The organism is Corallococcus sp. AB038B (genome assembly GCF_003668955.1).
Taxonomy (GTDB): domain Bacteria; phylum Myxococcota; class Myxococcia; order Myxococcales; family Myxococcaceae; genus Corallococcus; species Corallococcus exiguus.
In genome coordinates, this window is the sequence record NZ_RAWO01000014.1 from 164,224 (window position 1) to 186,477 (window position 22,254).

The 22,254-nt window shown below is 70.3% G+C and carries 24 protein-coding genes; 11 read left to right on the forward strand and 13 right to left on the reverse strand.

Annotated features, from left to right (window positions below):
* Nucleotides 1–238 precede the first annotated feature (238 nt).
* The 8 genes from D7Y04_RS36300 to D7Y04_RS36335 all read left to right on the forward strand — a co-directional run bounded on the left by D7Y04_RS36300 (nt 239) and on the right by D7Y04_RS36335 (nt 6,844).
* Nucleotides 239–877 carry a TetR/AcrR family transcriptional regulator gene (locus tag D7Y04_RS36300; protein WP_120598327.1) on the forward strand — a complete coding sequence of 213 codons (639 nt, stop codon included), beginning with the start codon at nt 239–241 and terminating at the stop codon, nt 875–877.
* Nucleotides 878–897: 20 nt separating this feature from the next.
* On the forward strand, nt 898–1,797 hold the full coding sequence (locus tag D7Y04_RS36305) for a sterol desaturase family protein (RefSeq protein ID WP_121762286.1): 900 nt from the start codon (nt 898–900) through the stop codon (nt 1,795–1,797).
* 181 nt (nt 1,798–1,978) lie between these two features.
* Nucleotides 1,979–3,568, forward strand: a complete 1,590-nt coding sequence (locus tag D7Y04_RS36310) for a glucose-6-phosphate isomerase (protein WP_121762287.1) — start codon at nt 1,979–1,981, stop codon at nt 3,566–3,568.
* 61 nt (nt 3,569–3,629) lie between these two features.
* Entirely contained in the window at nt 3,630–3,851 is a 222-nt protein-coding gene (locus D7Y04_RS36315) for a hypothetical protein (protein ID WP_121762288.1), read from the forward strand.
* Entirely contained in the window at nt 3,848–4,744 is an 897-nt protein-coding gene (locus D7Y04_RS36320) for a hypothetical protein (RefSeq protein WP_120598323.1), read from the forward strand. Before D7Y04_RS36315 ends, D7Y04_RS36320 begins: the two co-directional genes overlap by 4 nt.
* A 120-nt stretch (nt 4,745–4,864) precedes the next feature.
* Complete coding sequence (locus D7Y04_RS36325; protein WP_120598322.1) at nt 4,865–5,446, forward strand: SAM-dependent methyltransferase; 582 nt, start codon at nt 4,865–4,867, stop codon at nt 5,444–5,446.
* Nucleotides 5,447–5,503: 57 nt separating this feature from the next.
* Entirely contained in the window at nt 5,504–6,274 is a 771-nt protein-coding gene (locus D7Y04_RS36330; protein ID WP_120598321.1) for an SDR family NAD(P)-dependent oxidoreductase, read from the forward strand.
* A gap of 42 nt (nt 6,275–6,316) precedes the next feature.
* A complete protein-coding gene (locus D7Y04_RS36335; RefSeq protein WP_169820748.1) occupies nt 6,317–6,844 on the forward strand; it encodes a hypothetical protein in 528 nt (175 codons plus the stop codon).
* On the opposite strand, the gene D7Y04_RS36340 is transcribed toward D7Y04_RS36335, so the two are convergent.
* From D7Y04_RS36340 to atpG, 10 genes are all read right to left on the reverse strand, one after another.
* Nucleotides 6,834–7,883 (reverse strand): cytochrome d ubiquinol oxidase subunit II, encoded by a 1,050-nt coding sequence (locus D7Y04_RS36340; RefSeq protein ID WP_121762289.1) that lies wholly within the window; start codon nt 7,881–7,883, stop codon nt 6,834–6,836. The two genes, D7Y04_RS36335 and D7Y04_RS36340, sit on opposite strands and share 11 nt — an antisense overlap.
* A complete protein-coding gene (locus D7Y04_RS36345) occupies nt 7,873–9,213 on the reverse strand; it encodes a cytochrome ubiquinol oxidase subunit I (protein ID WP_304988650.1) in 1,341 nt (446 codons plus the stop codon). Before D7Y04_RS36345 ends, D7Y04_RS36340 begins: the two co-directional genes overlap by 11 nt.
* 36 nt (nt 9,214–9,249) lie before the next feature.
* Nucleotides 9,250–9,747, reverse strand: a complete 498-nt coding sequence (locus D7Y04_RS36350; protein WP_120599774.1) for a hypothetical protein — start codon at nt 9,745–9,747, stop codon at nt 9,250–9,252.
* Nucleotides 9,744–10,148 carry a phage holin family protein gene (locus D7Y04_RS36355; RefSeq protein WP_120574800.1) on the reverse strand — a complete coding sequence of 135 codons (405 nt, stop codon included), beginning with the start codon at nt 10,146–10,148 and terminating at the stop codon, nt 9,744–9,746. The genes D7Y04_RS36350 and D7Y04_RS36355 overlap by 4 nt, the downstream gene beginning before the upstream one ends.
* A 210-nt stretch (nt 10,149–10,358) precedes the next feature.
* Nucleotides 10,359–11,390: an ADP-ribosylglycohydrolase family protein gene (locus D7Y04_RS36360; RefSeq protein ID WP_120599775.1), complete on the reverse strand. Its 1,032-nt coding sequence runs from the start codon at nt 11,388–11,390 to the stop codon at nt 10,359–10,361.
* A gap of 414 nt (nt 11,391–11,804) precedes the next feature.
* Nucleotides 11,805–12,074, reverse strand: a complete 270-nt coding sequence (locus tag D7Y04_RS36365; RefSeq protein ID WP_120574798.1) for a hypothetical protein — start codon at nt 12,072–12,074, stop codon at nt 11,805–11,807.
* A 139-nt stretch (nt 12,075–12,213) separates the two neighbouring features.
* Entirely contained in the window at nt 12,214–12,618 is a 405-nt protein-coding gene (locus D7Y04_RS36370; protein ID WP_120560927.1) for a F0F1 ATP synthase subunit epsilon, read from the reverse strand.
* Nucleotides 12,619–12,647: 29 nt separating this feature from the next.
* Nucleotides 12,648–13,199, reverse strand: a complete 552-nt coding sequence (locus tag D7Y04_RS36375; protein ID WP_120599776.1) for a hypothetical protein — start codon at nt 13,197–13,199, stop codon at nt 12,648–12,650.
* Nucleotides 13,200–13,211: 12 nt separating this feature from the next.
* The gene (atpD, locus tag D7Y04_RS36380) at nt 13,212–14,657 is read right to left on the reverse strand and encodes a F0F1 ATP synthase subunit beta (protein ID WP_120560925.1); all 1,446 of its coding nucleotides are present in this window, start codon (nt 14,655–14,657) and stop codon (nt 13,212–13,214) included.
* A gap of 320 nt (nt 14,658–14,977) precedes the next feature.
* Complete coding sequence (gene atpG / locus D7Y04_RS36385) at nt 14,978–15,874, reverse strand: ATP synthase F1 subunit gamma (RefSeq protein ID WP_120560924.1); 897 nt, start codon at nt 15,872–15,874, stop codon at nt 14,978–14,980.
* Nucleotides 15,875–16,146: 272 nt separating this feature from the next.
* On the opposite strand from atpG, the gene D7Y04_RS36390 reads away from it, so the two are divergent.
* Entirely contained in the window at nt 16,147–16,794 is a 648-nt protein-coding gene (locus D7Y04_RS36390) for a vancomycin high temperature exclusion protein (RefSeq protein WP_171809246.1), read from the forward strand.
* A 114-nt stretch (nt 16,795–16,908) separates the two neighbouring features.
* A complete protein-coding gene (locus D7Y04_RS36395; RefSeq protein WP_120599538.1) occupies nt 16,909–17,184 on the forward strand; it encodes a hypothetical protein in 276 nt (91 codons plus the stop codon).
* 102 nt (nt 17,185–17,286) lie between these two features.
* On the opposite strand, the gene D7Y04_RS36400 is transcribed toward D7Y04_RS36395, so the two are convergent.
* Nucleotides 17,287–18,642, reverse strand: coding sequence for an SMI1/KNR4 family protein (locus tag D7Y04_RS36400; RefSeq protein WP_120599537.1), 1,356 nt, complete (start codon nt 18,640–18,642; stop codon nt 17,287–17,289).
* Between the two features lie 214 nt (nt 18,643–18,856).
* Between D7Y04_RS36400 and D7Y04_RS36405 the strand changes: the two genes are divergently transcribed.
* Nucleotides 18,857–19,216 (forward strand): co-chaperone YbbN, encoded by a 360-nt coding sequence (locus D7Y04_RS36405; RefSeq protein WP_120599536.1) that lies wholly within the window; start codon nt 18,857–18,859, stop codon nt 19,214–19,216.
* Nucleotides 19,217–19,220: 4 nt separating this feature from the next.
* Here the strand turns inward: D7Y04_RS36405 and D7Y04_RS36410 are convergent, their stop codons facing one another.
* Together D7Y04_RS36410 and D7Y04_RS36415 are read right to left on the reverse strand one after the other, a co-directional pair.
* The gene (locus tag D7Y04_RS36410) at nt 19,221–21,086 is read right to left on the reverse strand and encodes an ABC transporter ATP-binding protein (protein ID WP_121762291.1); all 1,866 of its coding nucleotides are present in this window, start codon (nt 21,084–21,086) and stop codon (nt 19,221–19,223) included.
* A gap of 37 nt (nt 21,087–21,123) precedes the next feature.
* On the reverse strand, nt 21,124–22,080 hold the full coding sequence (locus D7Y04_RS36415; RefSeq protein ID WP_233601743.1) for a universal stress protein: 957 nt from the start codon (nt 22,078–22,080) through the stop codon (nt 21,124–21,126).
* Nucleotides 22,081–22,254 lie beyond the last annotated feature (174 nt).

Genomic DNA, 22,254 nt, shown 5'->3' on the forward strand with positions numbered 1-22,254 from the left:
TGGCTCGAAAGCACAGGAGCGCCTGCCTCCCTGTCTGCTCTGTTGGCAGGCCTTGTGCCTCTCAACCCGTGCCGCTCCAATCCCTGTCAGCTGACCGGATGTAAAGACAGACGCCCGCCTGCTCGAACGCTCCACGGGCAGGCTTTGGACGGCCCCTGCCCCGCGATCACCCGTCGGCCCGCGGACAGCCCCAACAAAGTGACTGGTCACTTTTTAAGTGAACGGTTATCCTCCCGGTATGCCCCCGAAGTCCGCCCCCAGGAAGGTCGAGGCGCCAGTGCGCCGCACGCAGGCGGAGCGCCGCGAGTCGACGCGCCGCAAGCTGCTGGACGCCACCATCGAGGCGCTGGTGGAACAGGGCTATGCGCGGCTGACGACGGTGGAGGTGGCGAAGCGGGCGGGGGTGTCGCAGGGGGCGCTCTTCACGCACTTCGAAACGAAGGAGGAGCTGCTCGCGGTGGCGGTGGAGCACCTCTTCCCCCGCCTCATCCAGGACTTCCTCGCGGGCGTGGGAGCGCGTCCGTCCGGGAAGGACCGGGTGGGGGCGGCGGTGGACATGCTGTGGACCGCCTACCAGCGACCGGAGTTGCAGGCCGCCATCGAGCTGTACGTCGCCGCGCGCACCAGCCCGGAGCTGCAGAAGGCGCTGGCGGTGGTGGACGGTCCGCACCGCCAGAACATGCACCGCGTGGCGCGCGAGCTGTTCCCGGACGTGGCCGCCACGCACCCGGACTTCGACGGCGTGGTGGAGCTGGCGCTGGACGCGGTGCAGGGCGCGGCGGTGGGCGGCGCGGCGCGCCCGGAAGACCCTGCGCACCGCCGCATGTTGGACACGCTGGCGCGCTTCATGCGCGTCGCGTTCGCACCCAAGGATTGATTCGCAGGAGGTCAGCAGCCATGGACATGTCGCACATCCCCGACCTCATCACCCCGGCCATCCCGGTGTTCGTCATCACCGTCATCGCCGAGGCCCTCTGGGTGCGCAAGCTGCGGCAGGAGCGCGGCGAGAGCATCAAGGGCCACACGTGGAAGGACACGTTCGCCAGTCTCTCCATGGGCCTGGGCAACGTGGCGGTGAGCGTGTTCTGGAAGGGCGTGGCGTTCGCGGGCTACGCGGCGCTCTACCACCTGACGCCGCTGCGCATGGGCCACGGGCTGGTGGCGTGGGTGCTGCTCTTCTTCCTGGAAGACCTCTGCTACTACGCCTTCCACCGCGTCCACCACGAGAGCCGCCTCTTCTGGGCATCGCACGTGGTGCACCACTCCAGCCAGCACTACAACCTGTCCACGGCGCTGCGGCAGACGTGGACGCCGATGACGGGCTGGGTGTTCTGGGTGCCGCTGGCGCTGCTGGGCTTCTCTCCGGAGATGATCGTCACGCAGCAGGCCATCAGCTTGCTGTACCAGTACTGGATCCACACGGAGGCGATTGACCGCCTGCCGCGTCCGGTGGAGTGGCTGTTCAACACGCCGTCGCACCACCGCGCGCACCATGCGTCCAACGCGGCCTACATCGACGTGAACTACGCGGGCATCCTCATCATCTGGGACCGCCTCTTCGGCACGTTCGTCCCGGAGACCGAGCGCCCCATCTACGGGCTGACGAAGAACCTCACCACGCACAACCCGGTGCGCATCGCGTTCAACGAGTTCGCCGCCATCGCGAGGGACGCGGCCCGCCCGGGACCGTTGAGCCAGCGGCTGGGCTACATCTTCCGCAACCCGGCCTGGAAGCCCAAGGGGGCGCTGCCGCCGTCGGAGTCCCCGCCCGTGGAGGCCGCGCCCTCGGCACCGTAGGGCCCGAGCCCTTCCGGCTGGAGGACAGCTTGGGGGGTGGAAGCGACGTCCAGGCGACGTCCAGGCAACGGGGACCGCGACATCGTTGCGTCCGCGCCGTGCGGGCCTTGCTACGGTGCGCCGCGACGGTTCTGGCGGGCGCCGCGCATGAGGTCGGCGCCCCTTGCAAGGGAGTCGGGTCATGACGGAGCGCGAGTTGTGGGAGCGGTACCAGCGGCACCTGTGCGTCGTCCCCTCCGTGGGGCTCACGCTGGACATCTCCCGCATGAACTTCGGCGCGGACTTCCTGGACGGGATGCGCTCGCGCATGGACGCGGCGTTCCAGGCCATGGACGCGCTGGAGAAGGGCGCCGTCGCCAATCCGGATGAGAAGCGCCGCGTGGGCCACTACTGGCTGCGCGCCCCGGAGCTGGCGCCGGAGGCGGAGCTGAAGACGGCCATCACGGACATGCAGGCCCAGGTGGCCGCGTTCGCGAAGGACGTGCACGCGGGCAAGGTGAAGCCCGTGAAGGCGCAGAAGTTCACGCAGGTGCTGATTGTCGGCATCGGCGGTTCGGCGCTGGGTCCGCAGCTGGTGGCGGACGCGCTGGGCAGCGGCCAGGACGCCATGCAGGTGCACTTCCTGGACAACACGGACCCAGACGGGATGGACAGGGTGCTGAACGGCCTGGGCGAGCGGCTGGCGGAGACGCTCACCGTGGTCATCAGCAAGTCCGGCGGCACCAAGGAGACGCGCAACGGCATGCTGGAGGCGGAGGCCGCCTACAAGCAGCGCGGCCTGGACTTCGGCGCGCACGCGGTGGCGGTGACGGGCGACGGCAGCGAGCTGGACACCTACGCCAAGGGCCACAAGTGGCTGCGCACCTTCCCCATGTGGGACTGGGTTGGCGGGCGCACGTCGGTGATGTCGGCGGTGGGGCTGCTGCCGGCCTGGTTGCAGGGACTGGACGTGGACGGCTTCCTCGCGGGCGCGAAGGACATGGACGCGGCGACGCGCGTGCATGACGCGGCGGCGAACCCGGCGGCGCTGCTCGCGCTGATGTGGTTCCACGCGGGCGGCGGCAAGGGACAGAAGGACATGGTCATCCTGCCGTACAAGGACCGGCTGATGCTGATGTCCAAGTACCTCCAGCAGCTGGTGATGGAGTCCCTGGGCAAGGAGCTGTCGCTGGACGGCAAGGTCGTGAACCAGGGCATCGCCGTCTACGGCAACAAGGGCTCCACGGACCAACACGCCTACGTGCAGCAGCTGCGCGAGGGCGTGAACAACTTCTTCGTCACCTTCGTGGAGGTGCTGAAGGACCGGGACGGCAAGTCCCTGGCGGTGGAGGGCGAGAACACCAGCGGCGACTACCTGCTGGGGTTCCTGCTGGGCACGCGCCGGGCGCTGTTCGAGAAGGGCCGCGAGTCGATGACGCTCACCGTGCCGGACGTGAGCGCACGCACCGTGGGAGCGCTGATTGCGCTGTACGAGCGCGCGGTGGGCCTCTACGCGAGCCTGGTGAACATCAATGCCTATCACCAGCCGGGCGTGGAGGCGGGCAAGAAGGCCGCGGGGCGCGTGCTGGAGCTGCAGGGCAAGCTGCTCTCGAAGCTGAAGGCGGCGAAGGCGGAGGCGCGGTCCGCGGATCAGCTGGCGCAGGACATCGGCGCGGCGGATGAAGTGGAGACTGTGTTCAAGCTGCTGCAGCACCTGTCCGCGAACGGCGACCACGGCGTGAAGCGCTCGGGTGGCGAGCGTCCGGCGGAGGCTCGCTTCCAGTCCGTGTGACAAATCATTGCCCGCCAGGGCAATGCCTGACGGTTCCAGGCCACGGCTAGCCTGGACCGTCATGGGCCGAGCACACGCGGTGGGGCTGTGGCTGTGCGTCCTGGGCGGACTGGCGGCATGCCCGGAGGTGCACCGCCCGGGCGGCAAGCTGGACCGGGCGGCGCACAAGGACGCGATGGAGCGTATTCACGATAAGAGATGTGACGCGAACGACCTCAAGCTCCTCTGTCCCAGGGACACCGAGCCGAGCGAAGAGTGCATCGAGCTGTGTGGTGGACCATGACGCGGCCCTGGCACGTGTCCCTGAGCCTGGTGGCCTGCCTCGTCCTCCTGGCTCCCGCATTCTTCGTCCTCCAGCAGGTGCGGGAAGCCAATGCGACCCCCATGCCGGAACCGGAGGGTTTGGTTCCCATGCTGACCTACGACGAGCGGATGCGGCGGGTGACCTACCACTACACCTGCTCGAAGCAGACCGACTGTGAGGCCCCTCTCGTCTGCTACAGCGACGTCCGCTTCCGGCGCTATTGCACGGACAGCGCCTGCACGACCGACAGCCAGTGCCCCGAAGGGCAACGATGCACGAGCCTGCCGGTCTCCAGTGCGGGCGGAGTCCTGGTCAGGCTCTGCGCGCTCGTGGGCATTCGCCAGGAGGGGGAGCGCTGCTTGGAGACCGCTTTCGATGCGACCTCCGCATGCAGGGCCGAGTTCGAGTGCGTGGGGAGGGATGGCTACTGTGCCCGTGCCTGCACCCCTGGCCAACCCGGGGCGTGTTCGGAGGGATTCTTCTGCGCGGACGTGAAGCCGAAACCCTCGTGTCTCCCTACGTGTGAGGAGCACGGCTGCCCTCAGGGGGAACGCTGTATCCCCTTCAAGGAGGGCACCTCCATCTGCGCATCCATCTATGGTCCGAACTGCCTGGATACCCCCTGTCCCGAGGGCCGCAAATGCGAGGTGGTCTCGCACTCGGAGTTCCCGGGCAAGGTCTGGGCGGAATGCATCCAGCGTTGCTCCGCCACGAACCCGACGTGCGGCGAAGGCCAGGTCTGTGACCGCTATCACTGCATCCAGGCCTGCGACCCGAACGAGCCCAACCCCTGCGCCGAGGGCTTCCACTGCGACCGGCGGGGCGAGAAGCTCCCGTGGTCCTGTCAGCCAGACACCTGGCGCGGCGACTGATCACCTCCCGACGCTCGGACTGCCCCAGGGTCGACACCTTCACGGCCCCGGGCGCACGGGATGTGGAGGGCCCGGGTGGGTCCCATCGTGAGGATTCGACATCCTCCAGGACCCCTCTCGATGAAATCTTCACCCGCCTTCCTGCTGGCGCCTCCCCTCCCGACTCAAGAAGCCGAAGACCCGTGGCCCTTCGCCGCGCACGGCTGCGTGCGCAGCCGCGATGACGTCACGCTGGCCTCGCTTCCCCGCGCGCACTACCGCTCCGCCCTGGAGATTGGCGGCGCCATCGGCCTGCTCACGGAGAAGCTCCAGGCGCGCTGTGACGCCCTGCTCTCCGTGGAGACCTCCGACTCCGCCCAGGCCCGCGCCATCCACCGCTGCCGCCACCTGTCACACGTGCGCTTCCAGCGGATGAACGTGCCGGAGCGCTACCCCGAGCAGACCTTCGACCTCACCCTCGTGTCCGGGCGCGGCGCCTACTGGAGCCTCCCGGAGCTGGCCCTCGCGCAGCAGCGCATCCTCGAACACCTGGAGCCCGGCGGGCACCTGGTCCTCGTGCACTGGACCGGCCAGGCGCGCGACATGCGCTGCAGCGGCCACGAGGTCCACGACTCCTTCCGCCGGCTCACCCCCAGGCGCCTGCACCACCTGCGCGGCGAGCTGGAGGGCACCTGGCGCCTGGATGTCTTCGAACGGCTTTGAACGCCTCCGGTGAATCCCCTCCCCCACCCGGCCCGGCGCGGCGGTAGAAGGGACGGCATGGAACTCGGAATCACGGGAAAGTCGGCGCTCGTCACCGGCAGCAGCAAGGGCATCGGGCGGGCCATCGCCATGGTGCTGTCGCGCGAAGGCGCCCGGGTGTGCATCTGCGCGCGCCACCCGGAGGCGCTGGATGTCCTCGCGAAGGAGCTGCGCTCCGAGGGCGCCCAGGTGGCGACGGTGGTCACGGACGTGGCCACGCAGGAGGGCGCGTACCTGGCGGTGGACTCCGCGGTGCGCGCCTTCGGTTCAATGGACATCCTGGTGAACAACGTGGGCGGCAGCGGCGGCGCGGGCGCCTTCGACGCGGCCAGCACCCAGCAGTGGAACGACGTCTTCCAGCGCAACCTGATGTCCGCCGTCTGGTGCAGCCAGCGCGCGGTGCCGCTGATGCGCCAGCGCGGCGGCGGCAGCATCGTGCACATCAGCTCCATCTTCGGCCGCGAGTACGCCACGAGCGCGCCCTACAGCGCGGCCAAGGCGGGCCTCATCGCGCTCACCAAGGAGATGGCCGTGGACCTGGCGTCCCACCGCGTCCGCGTCAACTCCGTGGCCCCGGGCTCCATCTTCTTCCCCGGCGGCAGCTGGGACCGGCGCAATCAGCACGACCCGGAGGCGGTGTCCAAGATGGTGCGCGAGCAGATTCCCTGGGGCCGCTTCGGCACGCCCGAGGAGGTGGCGGACGTGGTCGCCTTCCTCTGCTCCGAGCGGGCGAAGTGGGTGACGGGCTCCACCGTCCCCGTGGACGGAGGCCAGGGCCGTGCCTACTGAACCGGGTTGCGGTATGGAGTCCGCGCGAATGAGGCCAACGCATTGCTGAAGCTCTACATGAAGGACGGCGACACCCTCCGCTACTGGGAAGCATGGGAGCACGAGGGTGTCGTCACGGTGCACTGGGGCACCGTCGGTGATGGAGGCGAGCAGAAGACCGTTCCCGTCCCCCCGGACGAGGACCCCGACATGGTCATCGCCCAAGAGGCCGAATCCCTGGTCGACGCCGGCTACGACGAGCCCGAACCGGACGCCATGGCCGTGCTGCTCGTCGAGTACGCCGTGCAGGGCAAGGGCACCGGCCACGACTTCGAGCAGCGCAGCGCCGTGGAGGAGCTGCTCACGGACGCGCTCGGCTGGACGGGCAACGGCGAGGTCGAGGGCGGCGAGACGGAAGAGGGCGTCATGCGCGTGCACTGCCGTGTGATGGATGCCGACAGCGCCGCGCGCACCGTGGTGGAGGCCCTGGACTCGGAGGACCTGCTCGAAGGGGCCCGCGTGCTGGTGGCGCGAGGCGACGAGAAGCCCCGCGTCGTGCACCCGCCGCTGTTCCCCGTGCTCAAGTCGTAGGCGTTTCCGGGGCCTGGGGAGCCTGGGGAGCCTGGGGCGACTGGCCCCGGGGCCCGAAGACACGGAACAGCAGCACCAGCGACGGCCCCACCGTCACCAGTCCCACCCCGAGCGCCACCAGGAGCAGCCGCTGCACCACCGGCTGCGCCGCCGCGCTCTGGAGCGTCAGGTTCGGGTAGACGAGGTACGGCGCCTGCGACACCGCCCACCCCAGCACGATGAGCCCGCCCTGCGTGGCCGCCGCCACCCGCGCGGCCCGGAAGCTCCGCGTCCACAGGAGCGCGAACGCCGTCACCGCAGCCACCGCGGTCCCCACGTGCAGCGCGAGCGCGAACGGCGTCTGGAGCAAGCCCGTCCACACCCGGGGCGCACCCTCGCGCGACAGCAGCAGGGCGGCCAGGGCCAGCGGGAACAGGAGCCCACCCGTCACCAGCGCCCGGCGCCGGAAGTCCTCCGCCAGCTCCTGCGTCGGCGCTTCATGCGTGAGGTACACGGCCGCCAGGAACGCGAACAGGCCCAGTGTCAGCACGCCCACGGACAGCGCGAAGGGCGACAGCCACGACGCGAAGAAGCCACTCACCACCGCGTGCCCCTGCATGCGGATGGCGTCGCTGGCCACCGCGCCCACGCACATGCCCAGCAGCAACGGCGCCACCACGCTCGCCACGCTGAACACCACGCCCCAGCGGCGCTCCACCGCGTCCCCGCGCGTGTCATAGGCGCGGAAGGTGAACGCCGTGCCCCGGAACACGATGCCCAGCACCAGCAGCGTCAGGGGCACGTGCAGCGCCACGCTCAGCGCCGCGAAGGCGCGCGGGAAGCCGCTGAAGAGCAGCACCAGCCCCACGATGAGCCAGACGTGGTTCACCTCCCACACCGGGCCGATGGCGCGGGCGATGAGCGCGCGCTGCTCCGCCTTGCGAGGCCCGCGCGCCAGCAGGTCCCACACCCCGCCGCCGAAGTCCGCCCCGCCCAGGAGCGCGTACAGCACGAACGTGCCCGCCATCGCGAGCCCCAGCACCGTCGTCTCAATGGGCATGGGCCACCTCGCCATCCACGGCCGCGCCGGGTCCCTTGGGCAGCGTGCCCGCCACCTGCCGCCAGAGCACGAAGAGCACCGTCACCCCGAGGAACAGGTACACCGCCGTGAAGGTGAAGAACGGCGCGGCCAGGTGCGGCACCGGAGTCACCGCCTCCCCCGTGCGCATCACGCCACGAACAATCCAGGGCTGCCGTCCCCACTCCGTGACGAGCCACCCCGCCTCCAGCGCCACCAACCCCAGCGGCCCCGACCAGAGCCACGCGCGCATCATCGCCCTGCCGTGCGGCCACTCGCGGCCCCGCCACCTGCGCCACAGCGTGGCCAGCGCGAGCAGCGCCATCAGGCTGCCCGTGCCCACCATCACCTGGAAGGCCATGTGGACCTTGGCCACCGGCGGCCAGACGTCGCGGGGGAACTCGTTCAGGCCCTTCACCTCCGCGTTGGGATCCGCGAACGCCAGGATGGAGAGCCCCTTCGGCAGGTCGATGGCGCCCGACACCGTGCCCGTCTCCACGTCCGGCCATCCGCCCACCTTCAGGGGCGCGCCCGACTCCGTGTGGAAGTGCGCCTCCATCGCGGCCAGCTTCACGGGCTGCTCGCGCGCCACGTGCTTCGCGGACAGGTCCCCCACCAGCGGCTGCGCGAGCGCGGTGACGCACGCGAGCGGCAGGGCGATGGACAGCGCCTTCTTGTGGAACCCGGCGCCCGGGTGTCTCAGCAGGATGAAGGCGTGGATGCCCGCCATCGCGAACGCGCTGGCCTGGTAGCAGGACAGGAGCACGTGGGCCGTCTGGTACTGCCAGCCGGGACTGAACATGGCCACCAGCGGCTGCACGTCCGTGGGCCCCGACGGCGTGGGCGTGAAGCCGGACGGGTTGTTCATGAACGTGTTCACCAGCGTGACGAAGAACGCGCTCGCCGCGCCGCTCACCGCCACCATCACGCCGCTGAACAGGTGCAGGCCCGGCGACACGCGCTCGCGGCCGTACAGGTAGATGCCCAGGAAGATGGCCTCGGTGAAGAAGGCCACGCCCTCCAGACTGAAGGGCAGGCCAATCACTTCGCCATAGCGGCCCATGAACTCCGGCCACAGCAGGCCCAGCTCGAACGAGAGCACCGTCCCGCTCACCGCGCCCACCGCGAACAGGATGGCGGTGCCCTTGGCCAGCTTCTCGCTGAGCTTCCGGTAGTCCGCGTCCCCCGTGCGCCGGTGCTTCAGGTCGCTCAACACCATCAACACCGGCAACGCCACGCCGGCAGCCGCGAACACGATGTGGAACGCGAGCGAGAGCCCCATCTGCGCGCGCGCATAGAGCAGGTCCGTCATGGACATCAGTCTGCTTTATGCGTGAATTTTACGCATTCAGTATTTCTTATCTTTATCCGCAGGCACCTTGGCGATGGCCCGCGAGGGCACCAGGGTCTGGATGGAGTTGCGGGCCACGGCGGTGGCGAGCGAGGTGGCGAAGATCATCACCACCTTGCGGCCCAGCTCCGCGCCCAGCGGCTTGTCCTCGATGCTGGTGGCCACGCGGTCCGGGTGGGCCCAGGCGCGCTCCAGGGCCTTGCGGCGCATGCGGCGCACGCGCTCGTCGTGGTGGCGGGCGCGGTAGATGGCGAAGCCCACGCCCAGGCCCACCGCCACCAGGGCGGCCGCGCCCACGGTGATGAGCAGGTCCTTGTTCTGGTTGACGTGGTAGCGCACGTCCGTGGCGCGGGTGCGCCGGCGGTCCAGCTCCTCCAGGGTGAGCAGCAGCTCGTCGCGGATGCGGTCCGCGGTCTGCTCCACCTGCTCGCGGTCGCCCATGCGCTTGGTGATGGCGTGGTCCGCGTGCGCTTCGGTCTCGGGTGCCTGGCTCATTGCAGCGTCTCCCGGGTCATTTGAAGGTCCGTCTTCAAGCGCTCCTGGGTGTGGACCAGCGGCTTCTTGGGAATCCGCTTCGTGCCCAGGAACAGGAGGAGGCCGGCCACGGCCAACAGCACCGCGCCCACGATGAGCACGCCCACGGCGGCTCCCAGGGGCAGCGCCAGGCCCAGCGCGACGAAGAGCACCGCCAGCGACGTGAGCGCCAGCACGGCCCCGGCACCCAGGAAGATGCCCGCCAGCTTGGCCGCCTGCAGTTCCTGCTTCAGCTCCTTCTTGGCGTGCATCACCTCCGCCTTCACCAACAGGCGGGTCTCCGACAGCGCGTGCCGGATGAGTTCGGGGGTGGAGAGCGTCTCCAGCTGGCTTCGCTCCAGGCGTTCTGATTCGAGATCCACGACCGTGCCTCCGACAGGATGACTTCCAGGGCACCACCGCCGAACGCCTGCCTGGCGTCCCGGCTGCCCCGGTCTGTCCTCAAGGTGGTCAGGAAGGGTGTGTGGGAGAAGTCCCGCCGCACACCCCATCCGCGTCCGGCTGCCTGCCTGGTGCCCCCACCCTCCCGGGCGGGCCCGGCGAGGCCGACGGGGTCGGCCGGGGCCAGGCGGTTAGCGGCGGCTCTTCTGATGCGCGATGGCCGTGGCCAGCGTCTCGCGCACCTGGCGGGCGCGGAACAGGCGGTCCGCGGTGTCCAGCAGGTTCTCCGCGTACAACACCTGCTTGCGCAGGCGGGCCGGGATGGCGCGGGTGCCCAGGTGCGCGCCCAGCAGGGCGCCGGTGAGGGCCGCGGCCACGTCCGCTTCGCCGCCGCAGCGCAGCGTGAGGACCACGGCCTCCCGGAAGTCGTGCGGCACCTTCAGCGTCGCGTACAGCGACGTGAGCAGCACCGGCACCACGTGGCACGGCAGGCCGTCCACGCCCTTCAGCTCGCTGGGGGGCACGCCCACCTTGCGCAGCTGGTTGAGCGCGCGCTGGGTGTCCCAGGTGAGCAGGCGCGGCAGGTGGCGGATCTCCTCCGCCAGGTTCTTGTCGTGCACGGCGGCGGACAGCGCCAGGGCCTCGCAGAAGGCCGCGGGCGTGAGGGCCTCCTGCTCCATGCCCAGCGCGACGGCCTGCGCGAACGCGGCGGCGGCGGCGGCGCAGACCGGGTCCTTGTGCGTGATGACGGTGAGCACGCCCGCGTCGTGCGGCAGACGCGCTCGCTGACCGCTTTCGAAGAGCCCCACCACCAGCGCGCGGCTGAGCACCGACGGGCACTTCGTGCCCAGGGGCGCGCCCGCGCTCATCCACGGCGTGCCGCTCGCCAGCCGCTGCAGCGCTTCCGACAGGCTGCGCGGCGGCTGGAGGATGATGCCCTCCTGCCACAGCCACGCCAGGTGCAGCGCCGCGCTGCGGCCGTCCACCTTGCCCTCGCGGATGACGCTCTCCGCGGCCGCGAGCAGGAGCTGCGTGTCGTCGCTGAACTGGCCCTTGGCGAACTTGCCGCGCGGCCGGGGCGCGAAGTCCTCCGCCAGGCCGGGCAGCCGCGCCAGGCTCGCCGGGGGGATGCCCCTCAGCGGAAAGCCGAGCGCATCCCCGATGGCGAGCCCCAGGAATGCCGCATGAAAACGGTCCTGGCGGTCTGCGGGAGTCAGCGGCATCGGAGGAGCAGAGATTACCCGAGCCTCAGCCAAGGACGAGCACCGAGATGAACGCTGCGATGGTGCGCGACGCGATGGCGGATCGATCATGGGGCCTTGACGTGCACGGAGTGGCTGCGGTGGAGCGCTGGACAAGAAAGGTCCCGCTGGATTGCACCACGCGCGTCGCCACTGTCCGCCTCCTCCGCCGCAACCACGGCGCAACCGGGGGCGCGGTAGCTATCGCATCCCGCTGCGTTTCAGCAAGCAGGCGGGCCTGTTGAAACGCGCGAGCACGCGTGCATGTCCAACTTCGAATGCTGCGCATGGACCGAAAGGGACGCACGGGTGGCCTCGTGCGCGTGCGCTGCCCACGGGCTCAGGTGTTCACCTTGACGCGCGTGACTTCACTTCGTCCACGCGCGTGCGCGCGGATCACGCGTCGTCACGGCCCAGGTTCACCACCGCCATCAGCCGCGCCACCACGGCCTCCGCGCCCTGGTGCAGCCGTGAGCCGTCCCACAGCGCGGGGGACGTGTGGCCGCCGCGCTCCCGCCAGTCCTTCTCCACCTCTTCGTAGGTGAGGTTGCGGAAGCGCACGCGGTCCTCCAGCGCGTGGTCCGTGACGAAGCGGCGCGCGGTGGCGGACGGCGGATCCGCGATGCGGTGGAACAGCTCCAGGACGGGCGACTCGGGCGTGCTCATGACTTGAGCCGCATCATGCGCCGTCCGAGCCCCGGAACGCGAAAAGGGTGGAGCGCCGGTCCCCACGTCCTTGGGGGATTCGGAGCACCACCCTTCCGGTACCGCACGCGCGCCCAAAGAAGGGGCGCGGGTGAGCCCCTTAGCGGGACTCGGAGGCGCTGATGCGCGCGGCCTCGCGGCGCACCGCGGCCTGCTCCAGCGCGTAGCGCGCGTCCGCGGCGTTCAGGTCCTTGAGGCGCGCCTGGGCCTCTTCCATGCGGCGGCGGGCACCCGCGACGTCGATGCCGTTGACGTGCTCGGCGGCGTCTGCCAGCACCAGCACCTTGTCGTTGCTCACCTCCACGAAGCCGCCGGCCACGAAGTAGCGGTCCTGCTTCCCCGCCTCGATGAGGGTGAGCGTGCCCGGCTCCACCAGCGACAGGAACGGCGTGTGGCCGGGACGCACGCCGAACAGGCCCTCTCCGCCCGGCACGATGGCCTCGTCGGCCTGCACGGACAGGATGCGCTTCTCGGGGGTGACGATCTCGACAGTCAGCTTGGCCATGAAGGTCCTCGTGCTACCGCACTACCGCATCAGAAAGTCAGCCGCTGGGTCTTCACACCCACCGGCTCGAACTCCACCACCCCAGCGTCCGTCAGGCGCGGGCCCCTGCCCGGGATGCCCAGCGTGCCCTCCAGCCACTTGAGGTGGTGGGCCATCTGCCGCACTTCCGACAGCTGCTTCGTCGTCATCAACTCCGTCAGCCGCCGCTCCTGGAGCTTCTGCCCGGTGCGGTCGAACTGGGCGGCCACCATCACCCGCGCCCACGCCAGGCTCTGGCCCTTCGTCCTCTTCTTGCTGGGGAGCGGCTTGCCCTTCTCCACCAGCGGGTAGAGCACCCAGACCTTCTCCCCGTCGTTGGACGCGAAGTAGAGGTCGTCCACCGTCCCCACGCACACGTCCGCCGACCAGAGGGGCCCGCTCTCCTTGAGCATCTCCAGCCGGCACTTCCCCACGCCCACGTCCACCGAGCGGACGCTGTAGAGGCCGTTCGCGCTCACCCGTGCCCGGCTGCCGCGCTCCTCCGCCAGGGCGGAAGGCGCGGCACCACAGACGAGCAAGGCGAGCGCGACGGTCAGGCGCATGGGAGCTTTACCTTACGCCGCCGCCAGCCTGCTGGCCTTCTCCCGCGCCTCTTCGATGGTGCCCACCATGTAGAAGGCGGACTCCGGGAGGTCGTCGTGCTTGCCGTCCACGATCTCCTTGAAGCTGCGGATGGTGTCCTGGAGCTTCACGTAGCGGCCGTCCAGACCCGTGAAGACCTTGGCGACGAAGAACGGCTGGGACAGGAAGCGCTGGATCTTCCGGGCGCGCGCCACGGACAGCTTGTCCTCTTCGGAGAGCTCGTCCATGCCGAGGATGGCGATGATGTCCTGGAGCTCCTTGTAGCGCTGCAGGACACCCTGGACGCGGCGGGCCACGGAGTAGTGCTCGGCGCCCAGCACGTCCGCGGACAGGATGCGGCTGGTGGAGTCCAGCGCGTCCACGGCGGGGAAGATGGCGAGCTCCGCGATGGAGCGGCTGAGCACCGTGGTCGCGTCCAGGTGGGCGAACGCGGTCGCGGGGGCCGGGTCCGTCAGGTCGTCCGCGGGCACGTAGATGGCCTGCACGGAGGTGATGGAGCCCTTGGTGGTGGAGGTGATGCGCTCCTGCAGGCCGCCCATCTCCGTGGCGAGCGTGGGCTGGTAACCCACCGCGCTGGGGATGCGGCCCAGGAGGGCGGACACTTCCGAGCCGGCCTGGGTGAAGCGGAAGATGTTGTCCACGAAGAGGAGCACGTCACGGCCCTCCACGTCGCGGAAGTACTCCGCCATGGTCAGCGCGGACAGGGCCACGCGGGCGCGGGCGCCGGGCGGCTCGTTCATCTGGCCGTACACGAGGACCGCCTGGCTCTTCTCCAGGTTGTCGGTCTGGATGACCTTGGTCTCCTGCATCTCGTGGTACAGGTCGTTGCCTTCGCGGGTGCGCTCACCGACGCCGGCGAACACGGAGAAGCCGCCGCGCTCCACGGCCACGTTGCGGATGAGTTCCTGCAGGAGCACCGTCTTGCCCACGCCGGCGCCGCCGAACAGGCCGATCTTGCCGCCACGGGTGTAGGGGGCGAGCAGGTCGATGACCTTGATGCCGGTCTCGAACATCTGCACGCGCACGTCCTGCTCCGTGAACGGAGGGGGGGCGCGGTGGATGGGCCAGTACTCGGTGGCGTTCACCGGGCCCATTTCGTCCACCGGCTCGCCGGTGACGTTCATGATGCGGCCCAGGGTGGCCTTGCCCACCGGCACCTGGATGGGGGCGCCCGTGCTGCGCACCGGCATGCCACGGCCCAGGCCCTCGGTGGAGTCCATGGCGATGCAGCGCACGGTGTTCTCGCCCAGGTGCTGCGCCACCTCGATGGTGAGGTTGTCCTTCTCCGCGCCCAGGTTGGGGTTGGTCAGCTTGAGGGCGGCGTACACCTCAGGGAGCCCGCCGGGCGGGAACTCCACGTCGACCACGGGGCCGAGAACCTGCGTGATCTTGCCAGTCGTCGGGACTTGAGCGCTCATGGGACTCCTCTGCCTTGTCTCGTGTGGCGAGCGGCCGGGGCGCCGCCGCCCGTCAGGAAATCGAACCCCGAAGAGGGGTGTGGGCGGGCCCCCTTTACCGGGGGGTGCCCGGCAGGGTCAAGCCTCCCGGGTCCGCGCACGTAAGTCCCGCTTAGCGGAGCGGTGTCCCGCACGCCAGTCCCTTGCTGTTCCCCTCTGTCCCGCCTGCCCGGTGGGGGGGCCTGAGTGGGGGGTCTGAAAATACGAAGGGCCCGTGCCCGGCGCTCGTGGGAGCGCGAAGCATCGGGCCCTCCTGGGGGTGCTGCCGGGCGGGAGGCGGGCTACTTGAGGGCCTCGGCGCCGGAGACGATCTCCATGAGCTCCTTGGTGATGACCGCCTGGCGGGTGCGGTTGTAGAGCAGGGTGTAGCTGGAGATCATGTCCGTGGCGTTGTTGGTGGCGTTCTCCATGGCGCTCATGCGCGCGCCCTGCTCGCTGGCCACGCTCTCCAGCAGCGCCCGGTACAGCTTGATGTTCACCGCCTGGGGCACCAGCCGGTCCAGCACGGCCTGGCGGGACGGCTCGTACTTGAAGTCCACCAGGGCGGGCGCGGCGGCCACGGTCTCCGGGGTGGGCGTGGCGGCGGCCTTCGCCGTGGCGGGCTGCAGCGGCAGCAGCTGCGACACGACCACGTTCTGGGTGATGGCGGAGACGAACTCGTTGTAGACGACGTAGACCGCGTCGACCTCATCGTTGAGGAAGGCGGCGGCCAGCTCTTCCGCGACGTTGGCGGCGGAGCGGTAGTTCAGCGTCGCGTACAGGCCGGCGAAGTCCTTGCGGATGGACTGGCCGCGGTTGCGGAAGAAGTCGTTGCCCTTGCGGCCCACCGTGGAGACGCGCACCTGGAGGTTGCTGTTCTCGTACAGGTAGCGGTTGGCGCGGCGGATGACGTTGGAGTTGAAGCCGCCGGCGAGGCCGCGGTCGGACGTGAGGAGCAGCAGCTCCACGCGGCGGATGGGGCGGGTGGCGAGCAGCGGGTGCGCCAGCTCCTGGTCGGCGGAGCGCACGGCCAGCTCGGAGATGATCTGCTCCAGCGTCTGCGCGTACGGGCGGGCGGCGAGGATGGCGTCCTGCGCCTTCCGAAGCTTCGCGGCGGAGACCATCTTCATGGCCTTGGTGATCTGCCGCGTGTTCTTCACCGAGCGGATGCGCTTGCGGATGTCGCGAAGGGACGCCATGGACCGGAAACTCCTCTGAGACGTGCGGCGCGCGCCCCGTGACAGCCCGGGCTGGCCATGAGGGACGGCGGGCCCCCTATATAGGCGGGGCGGGGGCCGGTCAACGGCGGGGTGCCCGGACGTAGGCCCCCTGCCAGCCTCCAAAGCCCGCCGCCACAGCCGTCCGGGGGCCGGGCGGGCGTGACCAGTTCCCGGCAGAGGGCCGCGAGTGGTGCTTTCCGACCGGGGCGCGCCGGAAGAGAATGGCCCCTTCCGACTGTTCCGCGGGGTCCATGAAGGCTGGCGGCACGACCAGGGTGTGGGTACGCAGGGGCCTGGGGCTGCTCGGGCTGGCCCTGGCCGTCCTGCTGGGTCTGTCCCACTTCGTGCGCCTGCGCTACCAGGGCCGCATCGTGCCGCTGGCCGTGGCTCCGGAGGCCCCCGTGGCCCTGGTGTTCGGGGCGGGGCTGGCGCCGGGCGCGGTGCCGTCGCCGGTGCTGGCGCAGCGGCTGGACGCGGCCATCGCGCTCTGGCGGCAGGGCAAGGTGCGGTCGCTGCTGGTGAGCGGGGACAACTCCGCGCCCTTCCACAACGAGACGCGGGCCATGCGGCGCTACCTGCTGGAGCACGGGGTGCCGGCGGACGCGGTGGTGGGAGACGAGGCGGGGCTGTCCACCTACGACAGCTGCCTGCGGGCGCACTCGGTGTTCGGCGCGAACCGGGCGGTGCTCGTCACGCAGCGCTTCCACCTGTCGCGGGCGCTCTTCATCGCCAACTCGGTGGGCATCGACGCCTGGGGCGTGGCGGCGGACGAGGGGCGGGCGACTCCCTGGCGCTACACGGTGCGCGAGACGCTCTCCCGGGTGCTGGCGCTGGGGATGGTGCTGCTGGAGGTGAAGCCCGGCAGCACTGACGGCCAGCCGCCGACGGCTCCTCGCTGACGGGGTCCGGGCCCGCCAGGCAGGCGGGCGGCGTCCATTGCCGCTCCCGTCCGGGGGGACCATTTTCGAAGGGACACGGAAGCTTTTCTCAACCGTCCCTGTCGAGGAGACCCCATGCGGTTCAACAAGCTCGGAGACGAGGATGTGGGCGAGTCCACCTCGCTGCGCCACCGGAACCCGGACACTGGAGAGGACGAGATCAACATCACGGACCAGGACCTGGCCCTGTCGCCCCCCATGGAGGAGGAGGCGGATGCGCGGGACATCCTGCCGGATCAGATCCAACGCTTCGGCCGGGGGGATGAGGAGGAAGAGGAGCGCGAGCTGACCGCGCAGCCCGACGAACCCGGCCCGCGCGCCCAGTCGCCGGACCTGCTGCCCGAGGGGTAGCCGGGTCCAGCAATCGGGTGCGGCGTAAGAACAGGGCGCGTCCCAGGACATGGGACGCGCCCCTTGTTTCAGGCGGGGCCTCCGAGGGAGGCCCCGTGCGGCTCAGGACCGACGGCGCGAGGACTTCTTCGCGGCGGCCTTGCCCGTGGCCTTCTTGGCGGCCCCGCGCGTGGATGCGCCCTTCTTGGCGGCGGCGCCCTTCTTCGGGGCAGCCCCCTTCTTCACGGCGGCCTTCTTCGCGGTGGCGCCCTTCTTCGGGGCAGCACCCTTCTTCGCGGTGGCGCCCTTCTTCGCGGCAGCCTTGCCCGTGGCCTTCTTCGCGGTGGCAGCCTTCTTCGCGGCGGCCTTGCCCGTGGCCTTCTTCGCGGCCCCACGCGCGGGCGCGGCCGTCTTCGCGGCAGCCTTGCCCGTGGCCTTCTTCGCGGTGGCACCCTTCTTCGCGGCGGCCTTGCCCGTGGCCTTCTTCGCGGCCCCACGTGCAGGCGCGGCCTTCTTCGCGGCGCCCTTCTTGCCAGCCGCCTTGCGCGCTCCCGCCTTGGTGGAGACGGCTTCGGTCGGCGCCTCCGCTTCGGCGGCTTCGGCCTTCTTCGTGGCGGCCTTGCCCGTGGACTTCTTCGCGGGGGCGGACGGCGTCTCGGTGACAGCCTTCTCGCGGCGGGCTTTCTTCACGGCGGGGCGCTTGGGCTCGGGCTCCTCGAACAGCTCCTCCTGTTCGGCGGGTTCGGCCTCCTCCTCGCTGGACACCTCGGCCTCCCCGGCTTCGAACTCGTCGGCGGACTCCGCGGCTTCGAGCTCCTCCTCCTCGTCGGCCTCCTCTTCCTCGCCCGCGTCACGGGCCAGGGCGGCCAGGGCGCTCGAGTAGTCGCCGCCACGGCCAGCGGGAGCCTCCTCGTCCTCCTCCGCCTGCGCGGCAGCACCGGACAGCGCGCCCTGGAGCACGGCGTTCATGGCGCGCGCGAAGGTCCGCTCCCCGAAGCTCTCCACCTCTTCCACGGGCGGAATCAGCACCTCGAGCATGTCCTTGAGCGCGCGGTACAGCCGCATCTCCTTCTTCTCGCCGTCAAAGGTGCCGAAGACCCAGGTGTCCCCGTCCAGCGCGTCCACCCAGCCAGGCAGCGGCCCGCCGCCGTCCCCCTGCTCCTCCATCGCGGACTTGCGCGCGACGAACAGGTGCCGGTGCGCCCCCTTCAGCCCGAAGCGCCAGACGCCCGCGGCCGGCAGACCCACCACCATCAGCCGGGTCTTCTCCAGGACGCTGGGCTCCCCCTCGTCGCCACGCAACGGGAACAGCCGCACCTCACCCTGGAACTCACCGCCGTTGAGCGACTGGTACAGGTCCGCCAGGTCCTCGGGGAACGGGACGCCGCACTCCGTCTCCGCGCGGCGGACCTCCTCCGCCAGCACACCCACCGAGGTCGCCTTCGCCGACTTGCGCAGTGCCTCCAACCACTCGTGCATGACCCCTCCACGACATCGACAGCCACCAGGGCTCGCACCTTATGGCGCCTTGGGCCCTCGTGAGCAGTGTGCATGTCGGGTTTCGTCCACCCGACGTCCTGTAGACATACCTGGACAACCTGACACGCCCGCCCCTCCATCCCTCCAGGCCGCCTGCCCCGGGTCCAGGCAACCCGCATGGAAGCCCGGTCCCCCGGGCGTTAGGAAGGGCGCCATGGCGCATCCCGTAAGCATCGAGGCGACGACCGAGACCTTCGACTCGCTCGTCATGGAGCCCCGCGACGAGCTGGTGGTGGTGGACTTCTGGGGCCCCGGCTGCCCGAACTGCGACATCTACGCCGCCGCCGAACCGGAGCTCCTCAAGGAGCTGGACGGCGCCCCCATGCGCGTCGTCAAGGTCAACGCCTACGAACACGAGGCCCTGGCCACCCGCTTCGGCCTGTACGGCATCCCCACCTTCCTGCTGTTCCGCAACGGCAAGCTGCTGGGGAAGATGAGCCAGTACTACGGCAAGCCGTACTTCCTGGGCGTCATCCGGGACCACCTGCCCGGCGGCGCCAAGGCCCAGGCCTGAGCGTTCAGTCCCGGTAGCCGCGCGCCTGCAGCCGGAACAGGTGCGCGTATCGCCCGTCCAGCGCCATCAGCTCGTCGTGGCTGCCCAGCTCCTGCACCGTGCCGTTGTGGAGCACGGCGATTTGATCCGCCATGCGCACCGTGGAGAAGCGGTGCGAAATCACGATGGCGATGCGGTCCGCGGCCAGCGCCTGGAAGCGCTCGAAGAGGGCGTGCTCCGCCTCCGCGTCGATGCTGGCCGTGGGCTCGTCCAGGATGAGCACCTCCGCGTCGTCGCGCATGAAGGCGCGAGACACCGCCAGCTTCTGCCACTGGCCGCTGGACAGCTCCTGGCCCTTCTCGAACCAGCCGCCCAGCATCGTGTCGTACTGGGCCGGCAACGCCGCGATGACCGAGTTCGCCCCGCCCTGCTCCGCCGCCCGTTCGATGGCGGGCCGGTCCTCCAGCGCGGGCACGTGTCCCAGGCCGATGTTCTCCGACACACTGAACTGGTAGCGCACGAAGTCCTGGAACACCGCCCCGAAGCGGCCGCGCAGGTCGTCCGCGTCCATCTGGGCCGTGTCCACGCCGCCGTAGAGAATCTGGCCTTCGGAGGGCTCGTACATGCGCAAGAGCAGCTTCACCAGCGTGCTCTTCCCCGCGCCGTTCTCCCCCACCAGCGCCAGCTTCTGGCCGGGCTTGAGCGTGAGGTTCACGTTGCGCAGCGCCCACGCGTCCTTGCCCGCGTAGCGGAAGGACACGTCGCGCAGCTCGATGGCGTTGTTCCTTCCTCGCGGCGGTGAGACGGCGGGCAGGAGCCTCGGCGCGTTCTCCAACGTGGGGATGTCCAGGTAGGCGAAGAGGTTGCTCATGAAGAGCGCGTCCTCGTACATGGAGCCCACGCTGGTGAGGATGCCCTGGAACGCGGCCTGCCCCTGCCGGAACACGGCCAGGTACAGCACCATGTCACCCACGGAGATGCCGCCGGCCGCCGCGCGGCTCGCCACGAAGAGATAGCAGCCGTAGAAGGCCGCCAGCGACAGGAGGCCCAGGCCCAGGCCCCACACCATGCGCTTGCGCGCGAGCGCCCGGTCCTCCGCGAAGAACTTCTGGAACAGGTCGCGGTAACGGCCCAGCACCAGCGGCCCCAACCCGAAGAGCTTCACCTCCTTCACGGTGCTGTCGCGCGTGAGGATCCACTCCAGGTAGTTGAGCTTGCGGCCCTCCGGCGCGCGCCACGAGTACAGCCGGAAGCCCTCCGCCGCCAGCCGCGCCTCCGCGATGAACGCGGGGATGGACGCGGCGAGCAGCACCACCACGCTCCACGGCGACAGCGCCACGAGCAGCACCGCGTAGGTGGACAGGGTGATGACGTTGCGCACGATGCTGAACGCCTGCATCACCAGCGACAACGGGCGCGCGTTCGCCTCCCGCCGCGCGTTCTGCATCTTGTCGTAGGTGTCCGAGTCCTCGAAGTGCTTGAGCTCCAGGTCCAACGCCTTCTGGAGGATGCGCTCGTTGAGCAGGTTGCCCAGGTGCGCGCGCAGGAGGTCCTTGGTGAGCGTGAGCCCCCGCTCCACCACCGCGGAGGCCACCATCAGCGCGAACTCCGTGGCCACCAGCCCCACCACGCGCGAGTTCGCCACCACGTCGCCCTTCGCCGCGGCCACCACCGTGTCGACGATGAGCTTGCCCACCCACGCGATGCCCGCCGGCAGCACCGCCGCCACCAGCGTGAGCACGCCGAGCACCACCGCGCCTCGGGGGCTCGCCCGCCAGAAGAGGTGGAAGGTGCCGGGCAGCTGCTTGAAGAGGACGCCCGCGTTCTTCAGACGGGCCCGGAGCGATGGCGGTGTCGACGGCGTGGGAGGTGGCAAGGTGCCGCCCCTCATAACGCCTCGACGCCCGCCGCGCTGGACTTCCCTGCTTTCAGGAAGCCGGTGCGCCCCCGCCGTCCGGCAGGGTGGAGGGCGGGGCGGCGTGCCGCGAGATGAGCACGTCGCAGCGCGAGTGCCGCAACACGCCCTCGGTCAACGCGGTGGGCGGATTCGCGGAGGACATGCCCAGCGTGAGCAGGTCCGAGTCGCGATCCCAGGCCTCCGCGAGGATGCACTCGCACGGGTCTCCGAAGCGCAGGCGGATCTCCATCGCCCGGCCCGTCTCCCGGTACGGCGCCAGGAAGCGCCCGAGCGCCCTTCGCGCCGCGTCCTCGCGCTCCTGCCGCAGCCCCAGCTGCCGCGTCAAGGGGACATCCTCACGGCGCAGGGCCTCCTCCTCCTCGCGCAGGTCCACCACGTGCAGCACCTCGATGGGGGTCGAGGCCGGACACAGGCGCATCGTCAGCTCCAGCGCGCGGCGGGACTCCCGTGAGAAGTTCACCGCGACGAGGGGCCGGTGGTAGACGCGGCCCGGGTGCGGCATCACCACCAGCACGGACGCGTCAACCTCCCGCACCAGCCGCATCACCATGGCGTCGTCCGGCAGCGGCTTGGCCGGTTGGGGCAGGTGCGGCCAGCCCACCACCAGCACCTCCACGCCCTGGTCCTTCGCCAGCTCCGCCGCCTCGTGCGGCGCGTCACCGGTGCGCAGCTCCTCGCGAACATCCACGTCGGGCCGCTGCCGCAGCCGCTTCGCCGCGGACGTCACCGAGCGGCGCAGGCACTGCTCTCCGTCCACCGTCCCATCCGGGCCGGAGTGGCCGTCCAACCGCGGGCTCACGTGCAGCACGCTGAAGGCCGCCCCGTGCGCGAGCGGGAGTCGCAGCGCGCGGGCGAGCGCGAACTCTGACTGCAGCGAGAAGTCCAACCCCACCGCCACCCGCCGCAGCCCCCGCTGGGCGCGCAGGAGGCCGTCAGGCAGCAGGGGCAGGCTCCTTCGGGAAGACACGTTTGGCCTCATCTCGACTCCCTTCCACCTCACCGATGGGACGCACTGCGCGGATGGGTTCTCCGCCTCGCGCGAGCACTCATCGACATACATTCAGGCCCGTCGGTGGATGTGCCACCCGTCTTTTGCGGGGACGCTGCGTCCTCAGCCTGGCGGCGGGGCACGCGAGCGGCG